The sequence below is a fragment of the Ferdinandcohnia jepli genome, assembly GCF_047246645.1.
GTDB lineage: Bacteria > Bacillota > Bacilli > Bacillales > Bacillaceae_L > Ferdinandcohnia.
Window position 1 is genome coordinate 65743 of the sequence record NZ_JBFOKR010000003.1, and the last position, 15929, is coordinate 81671.

Here is a 15929-nt window from a genome sequence, read left to right on the forward strand (position 1 = left end):
AAATTTTTTCCGTCCTAATAGCTCGTCTTATTTGTCTTCCTTACACATATATATCAAGTAAATGGACGAATAATGAGGTGGCTAGTGTGCGTGGGAATTGGGGAGCAGCGTTTCAAATAGGTGCTGTTTATGTTGGCACGATTGTAGGAGCAGGCTTTGCAACAGGAAGAGAAATTGTAGAATTTTTTACTCAGTACGGGATCTATGGTTTAGCAGGAATTGGAATAAGCGGCTTTTTATTTATTTGGTTAGGGACAAGGATTATGTTGATCGCAAATAGAATTCAGGCTGATTCTTATAAGGAGTTTAATGAATATTTATTTGGGAAAAAAGCGGCCATAATCGTGAATATACTTATGCTTTTAGTACTAGTCGGTGTATCTTCGGTAATGCTATCGGGAGCAGGGGCAGTATTTCACGAGCAGCTCGGATTGTCTTATCAACTCGGTATTTTTCTTACAATTATTCTTTCTATTTTTGTATTGCTATTTGGTATAAAGGGTTTATTCGGGGTCAACATGTTTGTTGTGCCAATCATGATATTCTTTAGTGTTGTATTAGCTATTGAGGTAATTGTGACAGAACCAGTGAGTATTTTACAAACAGTTGAAACAGAGCATACAAGCTATCGATGGATTATCTCTCCTTTTTTATATGCAGCTTTCAATTTAACGATGGCGATGCCGGTGCTAGTCCCACTGGCAAAGGAAATGAAGGACGAGAAAACGTTGAGATGGGGAGGACTAATAGGTGGGGGCTCTCTTTGCTTAATTCTCCTAACAAGTCATATTTCACTGTCTGCATTACCAGATGTAAAATTATATGAAATACCAATGGCGGAGGTTATGAAGCATTTCATGTTTACGTTCTATTGGTTGTACATTCTTGTCATTTACGGAGAAATTTTCACTTCTGTAATAGGAAATATCTTTGGTTTGGAAAGACAAGTAAGGAAAATGATAAAGGTTCCTTCATTGATGATTGTAGGGGGTATCCTGGCAGTATCCTATGTAATCAGTCAGTTAGGTTATGGATCTCTTATCTCATTTTTGTATCCTTTGTTTGGTTATGTAAGTCTTATTGTATTAGTCCTGTTATCTAGGCCAATTAAGCATTTACCGAAAAGGTAATTAAGTAAAAAAATCAAAAATATTTTTAAATAACCCTCTTATTAAAAAATAGAGGATCCTAAATGGGAAAAAAAGTATTTCAGGAATATGGTAAAAAAATCAACAAGGAAATCAGAAATGGAATAACGCCCATCTTTCTGTTTCCTTTTTTTTTGTTTTATTCGCTTTTTCACCCTTCCTTCTAAAAAATAGGAAATAATACAAGTAGGAATAGATTAAAAACAAGATGCGACAAAATAACAATACCTATATTTTGCTTCCACAAATACAGAGCACCCCAAACAATTCCACCCATAAAAGTGGCAAGTAAAAACAATGGACTACCAGTGTAAATATTTGCTGAAGTATATAAAAGGGCAGAGACGATAATTAGCCAATTTTTATTATGAAGGACGTGTGAGAGCTTCTTTTGAATAAAGCCTCTCCAAAAAAGCTCTTCACCTGGAATAATAATGAGGAACAATAGGATAAAATTCCAAGATGTAACAGGCTTTATTTTACTGTAGAGTTTGACAACCTCTGTCAGTTGATCTGGAAATATATAACCCGAGATTATTTTTCCTATGAAGAACAAAGCATACATAAACAGACCAGAAAATATACCGAGTAGAATAGTTAGAGCGCTACTCTTTTTCCAATCATATGTTCCCAAAATTGTTGCAGCTATAGTTAATACGAGAAATGAAAGTGGGAAAACTGTCCAAAAAGGGAAATTAGATTGAAAGCTGATTGCTAGTAAAACATGGGCAATAATAAGTAGTAGATAAAAGGACTTTTGCAAAAGGACCCCTCATTTCAAAGATGTATCGATGTCATTTTACCATGTCAGTGTTTTTTTTAGAATAAATTATCGGTTCCGACTAAAGCTATAGATGATATTTCGAAAGAAGGAGAGTTCAATATGTCACAATCAAAACGACAAGAAGAACGTCAATGGACAGTACGCAAGCAATCCCAGAATCCTCATGGGAAAGTCAAATCATTTGATGAGCTAGCTGATGAAGCAGGTAAAAATAAGAAAGAATAAGAGGGGGTAAGTAGTATGGCAAAGCGCGATAGTCACAAAAACCAACAGAAGAAAATGAAAAAAGCTTCAGACGCCATAGGTACTGATAAGGATTTCGGAAATGACCTCGCTGAAACAAAGCATAATGAGTTAAGAGGAAAATAGGTATATGCTGTGCACACTCTTCTTTTGTAGGGTGTGCTTTTTTGATGGGTTGGAAGAGAGATACGAGTGGTGCTGGAGCCGAAAAAGGAATGAGCACCCCCCGAAAGTGAAAGATGCGTGTGGTGCTTGAGCCGAAAAGAGGAGGAGCGCCCCCCGAAAGCGGAAGATGCGTGTGGCACTGAAGACCAAATAAAAGGAACACCACCCAATATAGCCAGATAATGTGTAATCTAAAGTATTATTTAAAATTACCAAATCATTTTAGTTGTGATACTTCGGAAACCAAAATATAATTAACAAATAGTGTAAGTTTTAATGGGAATGAGGGAGTAACTATCATGGGGAATACAGATATAAAGGAATATAAAGTTGGGGTCATTTATACAGCAGTAGCGTATATTGTGTGGGGCGTCTTGCCATTATATTGGAAGTTGTTAGATCATATCTCACCACTCGAGATCCTTGCGCACCGTATTGTCTGGTCGCTAGTGTTTGTGCTTGGAATAATCCTAGTTTCAAATAAAGGTCGACAACTAACAAGCAATCTTAAAATGATCTTTAGTAATAAATTAAAATTAATTGGGGTAGTGGCATCTTCTTTATTAATTAGTATAAACTGGGCTACATATATTTGGGCGGTAAATTCTGATCATATTATTGAAGCTAGCTTAGGATATTATATAAACCCTTTAGTTAGCGTATTATTGGGAATCATTGTGCTAAAGGAACGACTCCATTTCTGGCAAGGAATTTCCTTTGGATTAGCAGCAGTTGGTGTTCTAATCTTAACATTCCAATACGGGAGTTTTCCGTGGGTTGCAATAACCCTTGCTATAAGCTTTGGATTCTATGGATTAACAAAGAAACTAGCAAAACTGGATTCATTGATTGGCCTAGCAATGGAAACGATGGTAGTTGCACCAATTGCTTTAATTTATTTGACTTGGTTATACCGTGGTGGGGTGGATTCTTTTTCAATAGCTCCTATTGATATCAAGTTATTGATGATGGGAGCAGGCATTGCAACAGCTTTACCACTATTATGGTTTGCTGCTGGTGCAAATCGAATTCCACTTTCAATGGTTGGAATACTTCAATATATTGCACCAACTATTAGTCTATTACTTGGGGTGTTTTTATTCCATGAACACTTTACAAAGACTCACTTGCTAACTTTCATATTCATATGGACTGCACTTCTAATTTACTCACTTTCAAGAACCAAATTGCTAACATCGATTCAACCGAAATTGCAAAAGAATAAGTCATTAGGTGCATAAAAAGTGCAAGGTTCCTGGAGTTAGCCGCCAAAAACTATTAACCTTTTTTCATGGAAAAGGGCTACCAATTCTGGTAGCCCATTTAAAATTTACTTATGATTCAATAATACGGTAATTTTTATGATTAACAACTGTTCGTCTTTCTAAGTCTAGGTCTCTATAATTATCCATATATGTTAGGTCGACGATTACAGAGTTTTCGTTTACTTTTTCTACAATACCTTTGAGACCTTCTTTGAATTCAATGATATCTCCAATAGCAGCGATTTTCATTAACTCACCCTTTCTCAACATTCAATGAATCTTAGAAATTGAGATTCTTGAATTATTTTTCCAAAAATACAATTAATTTATATTTTGCCTTACTTTTATGGTAACGTAAAGAATTTTTGTGCAATTATCGTCAAAAAATGTAAAAAGTGTGACAATACCAACAGATTTACTTATCGTATTTTACTATATAAATAGAAGGAGAGAAGAAAAGTGAAGGACGTAGGACTTGTTTTAGAGGGCGGAGGTATGCGCGGTGTGTACACAGCAGGCGTTCTCGATTATTTTATGGAACAAAACATTTACCTGCCTTACGTAATTGGCGTGTCTGCGGGTGCATGTATGGCTGCATCTTACTTATCCCGGCAAAAGGGAAGAAATCGGACTGTCAACATAGAGTATGTTAATGATCCAAAGTATTTATCTTTCCGTAACCTTATTAAACATAAACAACTATTTGGGATGGATTATATTTTCGATGAAATACCAAATAAACTTGTACCGTATGATTACAATTCTTTTACTAATTCAAAAGAAGAGTTCGTTATTGGAACAACGGACTGTGAAACTGGACAACCTCTTTACTTTAATAAAGAGGAATACGGAAATGATATATTGACAGTCATTAGAGCATCAAGTTCATTGCCTTTTGTCGCACCGATTATTGATTATAAAGGAAAAAAACTTTTAGACGGTGGTATTTCAGATCCGATACCAGTTGTAAAAGCTCAAAAAGATGGTTTTGAAAAGAATATTGTGATTCTAACTAGAAACCGCGGTTACAACAAAAAGAAATCTAGTATGACATGGATGGTAAGGAGAACTTATAAGGATTATCCAGAATTAGCAAATGTGATGGAAAGAAGGTACCAAGTCTATAATGATACGATTGCCTATCTTGAGGATCAGGAAAAAGCAGGTAAGGTTTTTGTAATTAGTCCATCCGAACCTTTGGAAGTTGGTAGAGTGGAAAGAAATCCAGTGAAGCTGTCTAAACTTTATGAACTTGGATATAACGATACATCCATGATGTTTGAACGTTTCCAAGATTGGTTGAAGGCATAGTAAAAGGAAGGAGGACTATTTGTTCTCCTTCCTTTATTTACTGTATACAATAAGTCTCCCATACTCCCCTTGTTAACTTTATCTACCTGGTGTTCCAGGGCCATATCCCATACCCGGACCAAAACCAGGGCTCTGAGGGCCAAAACCACCAGTCATACCCGGACCAACGCCAGAACCCTGAGGGCCAAAACCACCAGTCATACCCGGACCAACGCCAGGACCCTGAGGGCTAAAACCACCAGTCATACCCGGACCAACGCCAGGACCTTGAGGGCCAAAACCGCCCGCCATACCCGGACCGAATCCAGGACCCTGAGGGCCAAAACCGCCCGTCATACCCGGAGCGAACCCAGGACCCTGAGGGCCAAAACCGCCCGTCATACCCGGACCGAATCCAGGACCCTGAGGGCCAAAACCACCAGTCATACCCGGACCAAAACCAGGACCCTGAGGGCCAAAACCGCCCGCCATACCTGGACCGAATCCAGGACCCTGAGGGCCAAAACCACCGGTCATACCAGGACCATATTGAGATCCACTCACCCCATGACCTCCGCATCCACAGCCACAATCATGATCCATCACTGGTTGTTGATAGCTCGGATAGCCACTCATCGAAAATTGTTCTGGTGATGTAGTTTGGGGATATCCCATTTGTGGACTAGTAGTTCCTGGAATCATCATTTCATTCATATCTCCCATGCTATTGCCGACACCACCCATCATAGGTTGGCCGCCGTACATATATGGATTCATTGGTTGGTTTTTCATAAAATCGTCCTCTCTCAGTGTAGTTTGGTTTGTTCAAATGAAGGATAAAAATGTAAATTATCCGCGACAAAATTCATACGCCGTTAACTATATTTTTCGCTTACTTACTAATAGCTATTTGAACTATCTCGGATAGTAATAAATGCCTAATAGACATATCCACCATATCATATGCCTCCTTTAACAAGAGGTGTAAAGTCCCTTGATAAATGGGTATTAGCCTTGTTAATCATATTAATAACTACTATAATTTTAAGAGGGGTGTATAGCATGAATGAACAATTTGTAAACGAGATATTAAATAAGCTCCGAGATGGAGAATTGAATGAATATCTAGTAAAAAATGACCAATTCCTTGAATTTAGAAGTGTTCTGGTAAAAAGGGAAGACTTTAAACACTTCCAGGGGACAGCTTTACATGGTGGAGACGTAAAATATCGATACCAATCTGTTTCTAGAAGCTAATTTCTTTACCGTGTTACAAGAGTTGACAAATAAAGTTAATTTCTAGTAAAATTATCTTGAATTCAAGATATTAGAAAATAAAGGATGGTTGACATGGAAACAAAAGAAACAATGGAAGTCTCTAATCTTTCATTAAAGTTGTTTGTGGTTCTATCGCGAGCATACCGATCAGTTAACGAACGGGTAGAGGAAGATGTAAAAGGCTACGGTCTGAATTTAACAGAATTTGCTGTATTGGAACTTCTTTACCATAAGGGAGAAACTCCAATACAACATATTGGGAAAAAGGTACTTTTATCAAGTGGAAGTATTACCTATGTGGTTGATAAATTAGAGAAAAAGAATTTTCTAGTGAGGAAGCCTTGTCCAAAAGATAGACGTGTAACATGGGCTTCGATAACAGAAGAAGGTACTAAATTTATGGACGAGATTTTTCCAAAGCACCAGCAAGCAATTGAATCAATTGTTGGCGGTCTTACAGATAAAGAAAAAGAAGAAATGATGGTACTCCTTAAAAAGCTGGGTTATCATGCAGAAAAAATATAGCATCAACAGTTACCCAAGAGTCTATTTTATCAAAATATCTTGAATTCAGTCTTTTTACGGCATATTACTTGACCTCCCTTTACACAAAATAATATACTTTCTACACAATAAGGGGAAAGACAACAAAGAGATAGCGAAAGGGAGAAAGAAATGATATCAGAAAAGGTGAAAAGCCTACTTTTAAATAAAATGAAATTAAGTAAAAAACCTGGACAACCTGATTTATGTGTTGTGGGCCCTGTTCAACTACCAGTTCAATTAGACAATCAAGTCGTTACATTTAACTGGTATACATGGCTTCGTTTAGATGAAAAGAAGAGCGAAGAAGAAGTGTTGGAATCACTTACTGGGGCATCTTTAGCATCTCTTCAACAGTCATCAGTTCTTGTATATGGAGACTTTGAAGAAAGTGATCAGGCTGTAATACGTATGCACAGTATATGTCATACGGGTGATATTTTCGGGAGCAAGCGTTGTGACTGTGGGTATCAGCTTCGTGAATCAATGAGAAAAATTGTTGCTAATGGAAGTGGTGCTCTCTTTTATCTAGCAGACCATGAAGGAAGAGGAATAGGTCTATTTTCAAAATCGCTTGCTTACATTCTTCAACAAGAAGGCTTTGATACTGTTGAAGCAAATCATGCATTAGGTTTTGAAGACGATACTCGTTCTTATCAGGATGCCATTCGAGTATTATCTGAATTGAGAGCTAAACCAGTTACATTAATTACCAACAACCCTAAGAAGCTAGCAGCTCTACAAGAAAGTGGTCTATTAGCTGATAACCATATTCCACTATGGGGAGATATATCTGACTATAATAAAAACTATCTTGCAACAAAGGTAGAAAAATCAGGACATATCCCTCTTAAAGAAAAACTAGCAAGTCATTCATAATTGTTCATGGAAAGGTAAGCACTTCTTAAAGAAAGGCTTACCTTTTTTAGTACCCATGACAAAATGTCTCATATTAACAGTATAACAAAAGTAGTATTCTGTTCAGTTATGTAAAAATTATAGACTGAAAAGAGGAAAAATACATATTCATGTACTATTTATATACAATAGACAAAATTGGCAGGCTAACTTAAATACTAATTGTAGAGGAGGAACACACATGGAATCTTATAAAGAGCTTGTACAAAAACAAAGAGCATTTTTTGCATCGGGAAAAACGAAAGATCTAGCTTTTCGAATCAGTACTTTACAAAAGATTAGATCTCTAATCAAGACGCATGAAAAAGAAATCATGAAAACACTTAATGAGGATTTAAATAAGTCTGAATTTGAATCATATACAACTGAAGTGGGTTTTGTATTAGAAGAGCTCAGCTTTACGTTGAAGAACATATCAAAGTGGGTAAAACCTCGGAGAGTAAAAACAACATTAGTAGGATTTGGCTCGAAAAATTACATATATCCTGAACCTTACGGTGTTGCTTTAATTATTGCGCCATGGAATTATCCATTTCAATTAGCCTTTGCACCGTTAATTGGGGCTGTTGCAGCGGGAAACTGTGCCATTATTAAGCCATCGGAGTTAACCCCGAAAACATCTGCACTCGTTGGTTCACTTATTAACGAGAACTTTCCTGAGGAATACATTGCGGTAGTAGAAGGTGGAGTGGAGACTAGCACAGCTCTTCTTCAAGAGAAAACCGATTATATATTTTTCACAGGTAGTGTACCGGTTGGAAGAATTATCATGCAAGCAGCCGCTAAAAACTTGACCCCTGTAACTCTTGAACTAGGTGGAAAAAGTCCCTGCATCGTTCATAAAGATGCAAATTTAAAATATGCAGCAAAACGAATTGCATGGGGAAAATATACAAATGCCGGACAAACCTGTATTGCGCCAGATTATCTCTATGTTCATAAGGAAGTAAAAGAAGAGTTTTTAACTTTACTAAAGGAAGCAATTGACGAAATTTACGGTGACTCTTTATATGATGACAGCAATTTAACGAAAATTGTAAGCGACAGACATTTTAACCGCCTATTTACTTTTTTAGATAATGGTACGGTATATCATGGTGGTGGAGTTGATTCAGATAAACGGTTAATTGAACCAACAGTGCTTGTTGATGTCACATGGAATGACCCGGTTATGGAAGACGAAATTTTTGGTCCAATTTTACCCGTGTTAGAGTATGAGGATATTCTGCAAACAATCGGTGAAATAACTGACCGTCCAAAGCCGCTTGCACTTTATATTTTTTCGGAGAGTGAGAGAGTACAAAACAAAGTTCTTGAGTCCGTTTCGTTCGGTGGTGGCTGTGTAAATGACACAGTTTATCATTTCAGCGCACCTCACTTACCATTTGGTGGTGTTGGAGATAGCGGAATTGGTGCATACCACGGGAAAGGAAGCTTTGATGTGTTTACACACGAAAAAAGCGTACTCAAACAAACGACGAGATTTGACCTGCCACTGCGATATCCACATACAAAAAATGCGTTAAAGATGATACGAATGATTATGAAATAGCTTGTGAACCCGGAAAATTTCCGGGTTTTTATATTGATTTTTATAGACCCTTACATGCTTTAGACACATTTATTACACCGTCGATACCTTTGTAAAAAAGCCTCCTAATTCTTCCACCTTATCCTTAAATTAGGCTGAAAATATACTGAGGATATTTTTACCATATAAGTTTTCAGACAAATGCTCCCAACTACTCTCATAAACTACCACTTTTTGGGTGGTGTTTTGAAATATTACAGATGGTAGTCTGCTAGTAGTGACCAACTAATCAACCTACTAGGAGGAAAACAAACATGAAAAAACTAACAAAGTTAGTACTAGCTACAACACTATCATTATCACTATTTGGATTTAGCACGAATGCAGATGCTGCTTCTTCAACACACACTGTTAAAAGTGGTGATACGTTCTGGAATATTGGTAAACAATATGGTGTTTCAGTACTTGACTTAAAGAAAGTAAATAATAAAACAACTGATATGATTTATCCAGGTCAACAACTTGTAATTCCTGAAGGTATTACCGCAGCTGATAAAGACTTACTAGCTAGACTTGTTAATGCTGAAGCTATAGGTGAACCATATGCAGGTAAAGTTGCAGTTGCTACAGTTGTTTTAAATCGTGTTGATTCAGCTTCATTCCCAAATACAATTAAAGGTGTAATTTATGAACGACCTGCTGGAGGAAATTATGCATTCACTCCAGTACAAAACGGTGAAATCAATAAAGCAGCAGATGCTGAGTCAATTCGTGCAGTAGAAGAAGCGTTAGCATTTCGTGGTCAAGGAAATGGTTCTTTATTCTTCTTCAATCCAGCAAAATCAAACAATGCTTTTATGATGTCTAGAGAAGTTACTGTTGTAATTGGTAACCACCGCTTTGCAAAATAAATAACAATATGAAAACACTCAATTCGACTCATGTTGAATGGGTGTTTTTTTTATTTTTGATTCATATAGTAAGTAGTATGGATGACCAGAAGCATTTAAAAGGAGTGTATAATATTGCCAGAGAAGGTCCTTTTATTTTGTGATCCCGGAATTGATGATTCCATTGCTATAATGTATGCATTATTAAACCCTAAAATTGAAGTGGTGGGAATTGTTCCGGGATATGGAAATGTGGAGCAAGAGCAGGCAACTCAAAATGTAGCGTATTTGTTGTCACTGGCAGGAAAAAAAGATGTTCCAATTATCTCTGGAGCTAAAGGGCCATTGTCTGGAGAGGTAACTACGTATTATCCAGAGATCCATGGCGAAGAAGGTTTAGGTCCAATTCAACCTCCGAAAACTCTTGTGACTGAAGAGTTACTGAATTTTGATGAGATTTTCAATATTATTGAACGCTTTGAAAATGAACTATATATCGTCGACGTCGGTAGATCAACCTCGTTAGCAATCGCCTATAACTTGGGTGGGGACATTATGAATAAAGTAAAGGCTACCTATATTATGGGCGGAGCGTTCTTGGTTCCAGGAAATGTAACTTCGGAAGCAGAGGCAAATTTTTATGGTGACCCAATTGCATCTAATCTAGTAGTTGAGTATTCACAAAACCTTTCGATTTTCCCACTGAATATTACGAATAAAGCAATATTAACTTCACAAATGGTAGATTACATTGTTCAGAATGGAACGACGAACCCATTCCGAGAACTAATAAGACCGATTTTCGACTACTATTACGAAGCCTATAAAAAGAATGTTCCAGGAATTGAAGGAACGCCGTTGCATGATGTTGTTGCTTTAAGTGCTATTGTTAATCCTACGATTGTCCAATATACAAAACGAAGAGTAAAAGTAGAAGTGTTTGGAAACTCAAAAGGAAGAAGTATTGCGGACTTCCGCCCAAAACCGGAAAAGGAACCTCCAGAAACTCTTGACCGTATTGCTCTGCGTTTTAACTATGAAGAATTTATTCAAGAGTTTATTTCTGTAATGGCTACTGGAGATGTACAACAATAAAGGATTTGTAGGCCAAACATAGTAGGCCTTTCGAGATACGAAATAGGTTTTAAGCTAATTTACTGTCCAAATAGTAAAATGGTAGTGAAATAATAGTTTAAATTTTCCGAAAATATACCCAAGCTTTCTTACACACTTGTAGCATATAATGTGAGTAAGGAAGCTTCTGTTTGTTGCCTAGAGTCCGTAGTACAATTTTAGACTTTAGGGGGTGATGACATGTTGCTAAATCTTGTGATTGCAGTTTGTATTGGTGGTTGTATGGGGTTGTTAGGACATGCTAAGAAACTCGGTAAGATCGAGAAACCACGAATCACAAAGCGTTTTATTCACCTTGGCTTTATTGAAGAGGTAATTATTGGAACAATTGCAGCAGTACTCATCGTTGTATCCAGCGAAACAGAGTCAATTTCTAGAGTGGTCTTTCTATCTATTTTAGCGGGTTTCGGAGGAGAACAGATCTTGCAAAGGGTCGAGTTAGTAAGACAAACCAGTAATCGGGAAAGAAATCAGGAACAGGAGAGTAGTAAGACAAATGGTGATTTGTAAATTTTTAAGTAAAAGCAGAGGTTTCAAATGGTACCATAAAAAGAATAGTTATTTATTATGAAAGCTCTTAAAACAGTAAACCTGTATTAAGAGCTTATTTTTGTATAGAAAAATCCCATGTATACTACCTTTCAATATAAGGAAGTAGAGATGTTTCTAGTAAAATGGTATAATCAGTAGCAGTGAAATGAAATGGAGGATTTAAATTAGATGATTACAGTTACAAATGTTGGTTTGCGATATGGTGATCGTAAGCTTTTTGAAGATGTTAATATAAAGTTTACACCCGGTAATTGCTACGGGTTAATCGGTGCAAATGGTGCAGGTAAATCTACCTTCTTGAAAATTCTTTCTGGAGAAATAGAGCCTCAAACTGGTGATGTTCATATGACTCCAGGTGAGCGTCTTGCTGTTTTAAAACAGAACCACTTCGAGTATGAAGAACATGAAGTTTTAAAAACAGTAATCATGGGACATGCCCGTTTATTTGAAGTAATGCAAGAAAAAGATGCAATCTATATGAAGGCTGACTTTACTGATGAAGACGGCATGAGAGCTGCTGAGCTTGAAGGTGAATTTGCTGAATTAAACGGTTGGGAAGCTGAATCTGAAGCAGCAATCCTTTTAAAAGGATTAGGTATTTCAGAAGAGCTTCATGCTAAGAAAATGGCTGATTTAACAGGTGGAGAAAAAGTAAAGGTTTTACTTGCTCAAGCTTTATTTGGTAAGCCGGATGTTCTTTTACTGGATGAGCCTACCAACCACTTAGACATTAAAGCGATTCAATGGTTAGAGGAATTTTTAATTAACTTTGAAAACACAGTAATAGTTGTATCCCATGACCGTCATTTCCTAAACAAAGTATGTACCCATATGGCTGACTTGGATTTTGGAAAAATCCAAATTTATGTTGGAAACTACGACTTTTGGTACGAGTCTAGCCAATTAGCGTTACGTATGACACAGGATGCAAACAAGAAAAAAGAAGAGAAGATTAAAGAACTTCAAAACTTTATTGCGCGTTTTAGTGCAAATGCATCTAAATCAAAACAAGCAACATCACGAAAAAAATTATTAGATAAAATATCGCTGGATGACATTAGACCATCTTCACGTCGTTACCCATTTGTTGGATTCACACCAGAACGTGAAATTGGAAATGACCTACTTCGAGTAGAAGGATTAACGAAGACAATTGATGGCGTGAAGGTACTTGATAATGTGAGCTTTATTGTCAATAAAGGCGATAAAATTGCATTAGTGGGTAAAAGTGAAATCGCAATTACTACACTTTTCAAAATCCTTATGGGTGAAATGGAAGCAGACAGTGGTACCTTTAAGTGGGGAGTGACCACATCTCAAGCTTATTTCCCGAAGGATAACTCGAAATATTTCGATGGAAACGAGCCTACATTAGTGGATTGGTTACGCCAGTTTTCACCTAATGATCAAAGTGAAAGCTTCCTTCGTGGGTTCTTAGGTAGAATGCTATTCTCGGGTGAAGAAGTATTGAAAAAGCCTAGTGTTCTTTCAGGAGGAGAAAAGGTACGTTGTATGCTATCTAAAATGATGCTAAGTGGTGCAAACGTATTATTATTAGATGATCCAACGAACCATTTAGATCTTGAATCAATTACTGCGCTTAACAACGGTTTAATTGCCTTCAAGGGTTCTATGCTGTTCACATCTCACGACCATCAGTTTGTACAAACAATTGCAAACCGCATCATCGAAATTACGCCAAATGGTCTGGTAGATAAGCAAATGACTTATGATGAATATCTTGAGAATACAGAGATTCAAAAACAAGTTGAATCAATGTATGCATAATAATTGAAGCTTGAATTTTATATGAAAATAAAGAACCGTCTCCTTGTTGGGAGACGGTTTTAAATTGCCTCTGAAACATTTGAATCTGACGTGTCTGAATCATAATTATTTGATGTGCTTATCCCATTATTAGTAGTAATGTAAATACCAGTATTAAACGAGCCTGAACCAGTATAGGTTTTACCTGTTGAGGTTGGGGATGCATTAAATGAATTTCCAGTTATAATAATTCCCTCATTACTATTAATTTCAATTGGTCCTAAAAATATTGAAGGCAAAGTGTGCACCTACTTCCAGCTTTTAGTACTACCATATGTAAAAGGGACAAAAGTGAAAGGTACAAACTCCTAAAAAAGTCAAAATAAAAAGCCTAGAAATGCTAGGCTTAGGATGGTAGTTTATTTTCCAAGTAAAGCAAGGATTCCTTTAAAAATAATAACAAAGGAAAATACAATAATTGTCACGACTCCAACTAATAAAAAGACGGTATGCAGGCTTGTTAAGAAAGTATCATATGCCGTAACTTTTATTAGGGCAAACCCTGCTAAAATACAGGCTAAAAATAAGAATATAAATTTATCCAATTATATTCCCTCCTTTACTACCACTATATGTACAACATGAAGTATAGTGAGGAAAATCTGGATATTTTCATTATTTTATTCTTGTAACAGAATATATTTCAACTTTTTGAATACAATGGTTGTGTTGGTGTGTTTTTAGGGAGTAAAGTCTTGAAAAAACGTAAGGTGGTTCATAATGGCATTAGTAAAAAATTGCGTGATTGTATTGGTGTTTATGATTTTAATGGTCAGTATGATTTTCTTGGGAGTAAAAACAATTGAGGCAAAAGGAACAGAAGCTTCAGCAATAACAGTACAAGTAGAAAATAAGGACTCATACGTCAAATAGAGAAGTAAAGTCGGTAATTTCTTTATAGAAGAGGTTATCGGCTTTTTTTATATAATCAAAAGCAGTAACTTCAGCTGTTTTTAATCAACCTGTGTTTTTTAACTAATAAAAGGAGACCCTCTTAAGAGGATCCCCAATTTAAATGTTATTGCTGTGTTCCATTGCCTAGTTGTTGTTCCGCCATACGAATCAGTCGCTTTGTCATTTCGCCACCGACGGAACCATTTGCGCGTGCGGTCGTATCTGCACCAAGCTGAACACCAAACTCATTGGCGATTTCTTGTTTCATTTGATCAAGAGCATTTTCAGCACCTGGAACCAATAGTTTGTTTCTTGCCATGATACATCACTCCCGACGTATATTTGAGCAATCAAAATGATTACTCATCTTTAACATTCCATAATTAATTAATTTCATTCCGTTAGATCGAAGGGAAATGATGTCAAAGGTTGTTTAATCTACTCTGGTTTCTTCAATTTTTTCCATCTCAGACTTCATCCATTTGGGATCAAGTTTCTCGCCAATAAAAACTAATGTTGCAGGGTAATTCATTAGTTCTTTCATATAAATCGGGGTACCATAAGAATACTGAAACATGTATGTTTGATTGGAATGAATAAAACGTAAATAACCTTTAATTCGATAGATGCTATCTGGCATTTGCCTTAGCCATTCCTCAAATATATCAATATCTATACGCTTGGTAAAAGTATGTACATAAGTTTTAAGTTTTAAATCTAATTCCACGTGAGTTCGCTCATGTGGTTTTCGTTCAATTGATTTAGTTGTCCTTAGGTAATCAACAGTAACACTAGCATAGGTAGTTAACAAACATTTGGCATCACTATTCAGATTTTGAATTTCAAAAAGAATTTGTGCTTGTTCAGCTTCTGACACCTGATCGACTTTATTTAGTAACAATACATCTGCGTGATTAACTTGTTCTTGTAGTAACATTTGTAATTGTGGACTTAACGTCTTTCTTTCCTTCCAACGGTTAACATCAATTGTCGTTACGATTGATTGAACGATAAGTTTTTCGGCAAAAAGCGGTGACATACATGCATCTAACACCTCGATAGGATGTGCTACGCCGGTTGTTTCAATGTAGATTGCATCAAGTTCATAATCCTGAAGCAAACTTTGAAGTTGAACTTCAAATTGGCCTTGAATGGTACAGCATACACAACCATTTAATAGTTCTTTTAAGGGTGTGTTTTCTGAAACTGCATTTGAATCAATAGAAACTTGTCCTAGTTCATTCATGATGACTGCGATTTTACGTTTTTTTTCTTTTTCTTGAGTTAACATGTTTTGTAACAGGGTAGTTTTGCCACTACCTAAAAATCCAGATAATATAAAAATTTCTACCTTTTTCATGGAAAACTCCTAAATTCTAGTATTTTTCTACAGCAATTATCGTTTATAATAGAAGTATAATACATATCATTATAACTGATTTTCCCTAATAGGAAAGAGGGATAACT

General features: G+C 36.4%; 21 protein-coding genes. 14 read left to right on the forward strand and 7 right to left on the reverse strand.

Features of this window, described 5'->3' with window-relative positions; all coding sequences use genetic code 11:
• Positions 1-86: 86 nt before the first annotated feature.
• Positions 87-1130, forward strand: a complete 1044-nt coding sequence (locus AB3M96_RS03870) for a YkvI family membrane protein (protein ID WP_412966259.1) — start codon at positions 87-89, stop codon at positions 1128-1130.
• Positions 1131-1311: 181 nt separating this feature from the next.
• On the opposite strand, the gene AB3M96_RS03875 is transcribed toward AB3M96_RS03870, so the two are convergent.
• Positions 1312-1911, reverse strand: a complete 600-nt coding sequence (locus tag AB3M96_RS03875) for a CPBP family intramembrane glutamic endopeptidase (RefSeq protein WP_412966260.1) — start codon at positions 1909-1911, stop codon at positions 1312-1314.
• 120 nt (positions 1912-2031) lie between these two features.
• Here AB3M96_RS03875 and AB3M96_RS03880 point away from each other — a divergent pair, with 120 nt between their 5' ends.
• From AB3M96_RS03880 to rarD, 3 genes are all read left to right on the forward strand, one after another.
• Positions 2032-2157: a DUF6254 family protein gene (locus AB3M96_RS03880; protein ID WP_412966261.1), complete on the forward strand. Its 126-nt coding sequence runs from the start codon at positions 2032-2034 to the stop codon at positions 2155-2157.
• 15 nt (positions 2158-2172) lie between these two features.
• Positions 2173-2301 carry a hypothetical protein gene (locus AB3M96_RS03885; RefSeq protein WP_412966262.1) on the forward strand — a complete coding sequence of 43 codons (129 nt, stop codon included), beginning with the start codon at positions 2173-2175 and terminating at the stop codon, positions 2299-2301.
• A gap of 338 nt (positions 2302-2639) precedes the next feature.
• Positions 2640-3581 (forward strand): EamA family transporter RarD, encoded by a 942-nt coding sequence (rarD, locus tag AB3M96_RS03890; protein ID WP_412966263.1) that lies wholly within the window; start codon positions 2640-2642, stop codon positions 3579-3581.
• A 93-nt stretch (positions 3582-3674) separates the two neighbouring features.
• Here rarD and AB3M96_RS03895 read toward each other — a convergent pair whose 3' ends face one another.
• A complete protein-coding gene (locus AB3M96_RS03895) occupies positions 3675-3854 on the reverse strand; it encodes a YkvS family protein (RefSeq protein ID WP_412966502.1) in 180 nt (59 codons plus the stop codon).
• A gap of 246 nt (positions 3855-4100) precedes the next feature.
• Between AB3M96_RS03895 and AB3M96_RS03900 the strand changes: the two genes are divergently transcribed.
• The gene (locus AB3M96_RS03900) at positions 4101-4916 is read left to right on the forward strand and encodes a patatin-like phospholipase family protein (RefSeq protein WP_412966503.1); all 816 of its coding nucleotides are present in this window, start codon (positions 4101-4103) and stop codon (positions 4914-4916) included.
• Positions 4917-4994: 78 nt separating this feature from the next.
• Here AB3M96_RS03900 and AB3M96_RS03905 read toward each other — a convergent pair whose 3' ends face one another.
• Positions 4995-5687, reverse strand: a complete 693-nt coding sequence (locus AB3M96_RS03905) for a hypothetical protein (protein WP_412966264.1) — start codon at positions 5685-5687, stop codon at positions 4995-4997.
• A gap of 270 nt (positions 5688-5957) precedes the next feature.
• Here AB3M96_RS03905 and AB3M96_RS03910 point away from each other — a divergent pair, with 270 nt between their 5' ends.
• The 8 genes from AB3M96_RS03910 (at position 5958) to AB3M96_RS03945 (ending at position 13529) form a co-directional block, all read left to right on the forward strand.
• Positions 5958-6152, forward strand: coding sequence for a hypothetical protein (locus AB3M96_RS03910; protein WP_412966265.1), 195 nt, complete (start codon positions 5958-5960; stop codon positions 6150-6152).
• A gap of 93 nt (positions 6153-6245) precedes the next feature.
• Complete coding sequence (locus AB3M96_RS03915; RefSeq protein ID WP_412966266.1) at positions 6246-6698, forward strand: MarR family winged helix-turn-helix transcriptional regulator; 453 nt, start codon at positions 6246-6248, stop codon at positions 6696-6698.
• A 150-nt stretch (positions 6699-6848) separates the two neighbouring features.
• Entirely contained in the window at positions 6849-7595 is a 747-nt protein-coding gene (locus AB3M96_RS03920; protein WP_412966267.1) for a GTP cyclohydrolase II, read from the forward strand.
• 220 nt (positions 7596-7815) lie between these two features.
• Positions 7816-9186 (forward strand): aldehyde dehydrogenase, encoded by a 1371-nt coding sequence (locus AB3M96_RS03925; protein WP_412966268.1) that lies wholly within the window; start codon positions 7816-7818, stop codon positions 9184-9186.
• 293 nt (positions 9187-9479) lie between these two features.
• Complete coding sequence (locus AB3M96_RS03930; protein ID WP_412966269.1) at positions 9480-10076, forward strand: cell wall hydrolase; 597 nt, start codon at positions 9480-9482, stop codon at positions 10074-10076.
• Positions 10077-10190: 114 nt separating this feature from the next.
• Positions 10191-11150, forward strand: a complete 960-nt coding sequence (locus AB3M96_RS03935) for a nucleoside hydrolase (protein WP_412966270.1) — start codon at positions 10191-10193, stop codon at positions 11148-11150.
• A gap of 219 nt (positions 11151-11369) precedes the next feature.
• On the forward strand, positions 11370-11699 hold the full coding sequence (locus tag AB3M96_RS03940) for a DUF4257 domain-containing protein (RefSeq protein ID WP_412966271.1): 330 nt from the start codon (positions 11370-11372) through the stop codon (positions 11697-11699).
• Positions 11700-11909: 210 nt separating this feature from the next.
• Positions 11910-13529 carry an ABC-F family ATP-binding cassette domain-containing protein gene (locus AB3M96_RS03945; protein WP_412966272.1) on the forward strand — a complete coding sequence of 540 codons (1620 nt, stop codon included), beginning with the start codon at positions 11910-11912 and terminating at the stop codon, positions 13527-13529.
• 59 nt (positions 13530-13588) lie between these two features.
• Here the strand turns inward: AB3M96_RS03945 and AB3M96_RS03950 are convergent, their stop codons facing one another.
• On the reverse strand, positions 13589-13807 hold the full coding sequence (locus AB3M96_RS03950; protein ID WP_412966273.1) for a spore germination protein: 219 nt from the start codon (positions 13805-13807) through the stop codon (positions 13589-13591).
• 120 nt (positions 13808-13927) lie between these two features.
• The gene (locus AB3M96_RS03955; RefSeq protein ID WP_412966274.1) at positions 13928-14113 is read right to left on the reverse strand and encodes a hypothetical protein; all 186 of its coding nucleotides are present in this window, start codon (positions 14111-14113) and stop codon (positions 13928-13930) included.
• 175 nt (positions 14114-14288) lie between these two features.
• Between AB3M96_RS03955 and AB3M96_RS03960 the strand changes: the two genes are divergently transcribed.
• Positions 14289-14441, forward strand: coding sequence for a hypothetical protein (locus AB3M96_RS03960; protein ID WP_412966275.1), 153 nt, complete (start codon positions 14289-14291; stop codon positions 14439-14441).
• Positions 14442-14586: 145 nt separating this feature from the next.
• Here the strand turns inward: AB3M96_RS03960 and AB3M96_RS03965 are convergent, their stop codons facing one another.
• Both AB3M96_RS03965 and AB3M96_RS03970 read right to left on the reverse strand, forming a co-directional pair.
• The gene (locus AB3M96_RS03965) at positions 14587-14781 is read right to left on the reverse strand and encodes an alpha/beta-type small acid-soluble spore protein (RefSeq protein WP_412966276.1); all 195 of its coding nucleotides are present in this window, start codon (positions 14779-14781) and stop codon (positions 14587-14589) included.
• Positions 14782-14895: 114 nt separating this feature from the next.
• The gene (locus AB3M96_RS03970; protein WP_412966277.1) at positions 14896-15822 is read right to left on the reverse strand and encodes a CobW family GTP-binding protein; all 927 of its coding nucleotides are present in this window, start codon (positions 15820-15822) and stop codon (positions 14896-14898) included.
• Positions 15823-15929 lie beyond the last annotated feature (107 nt).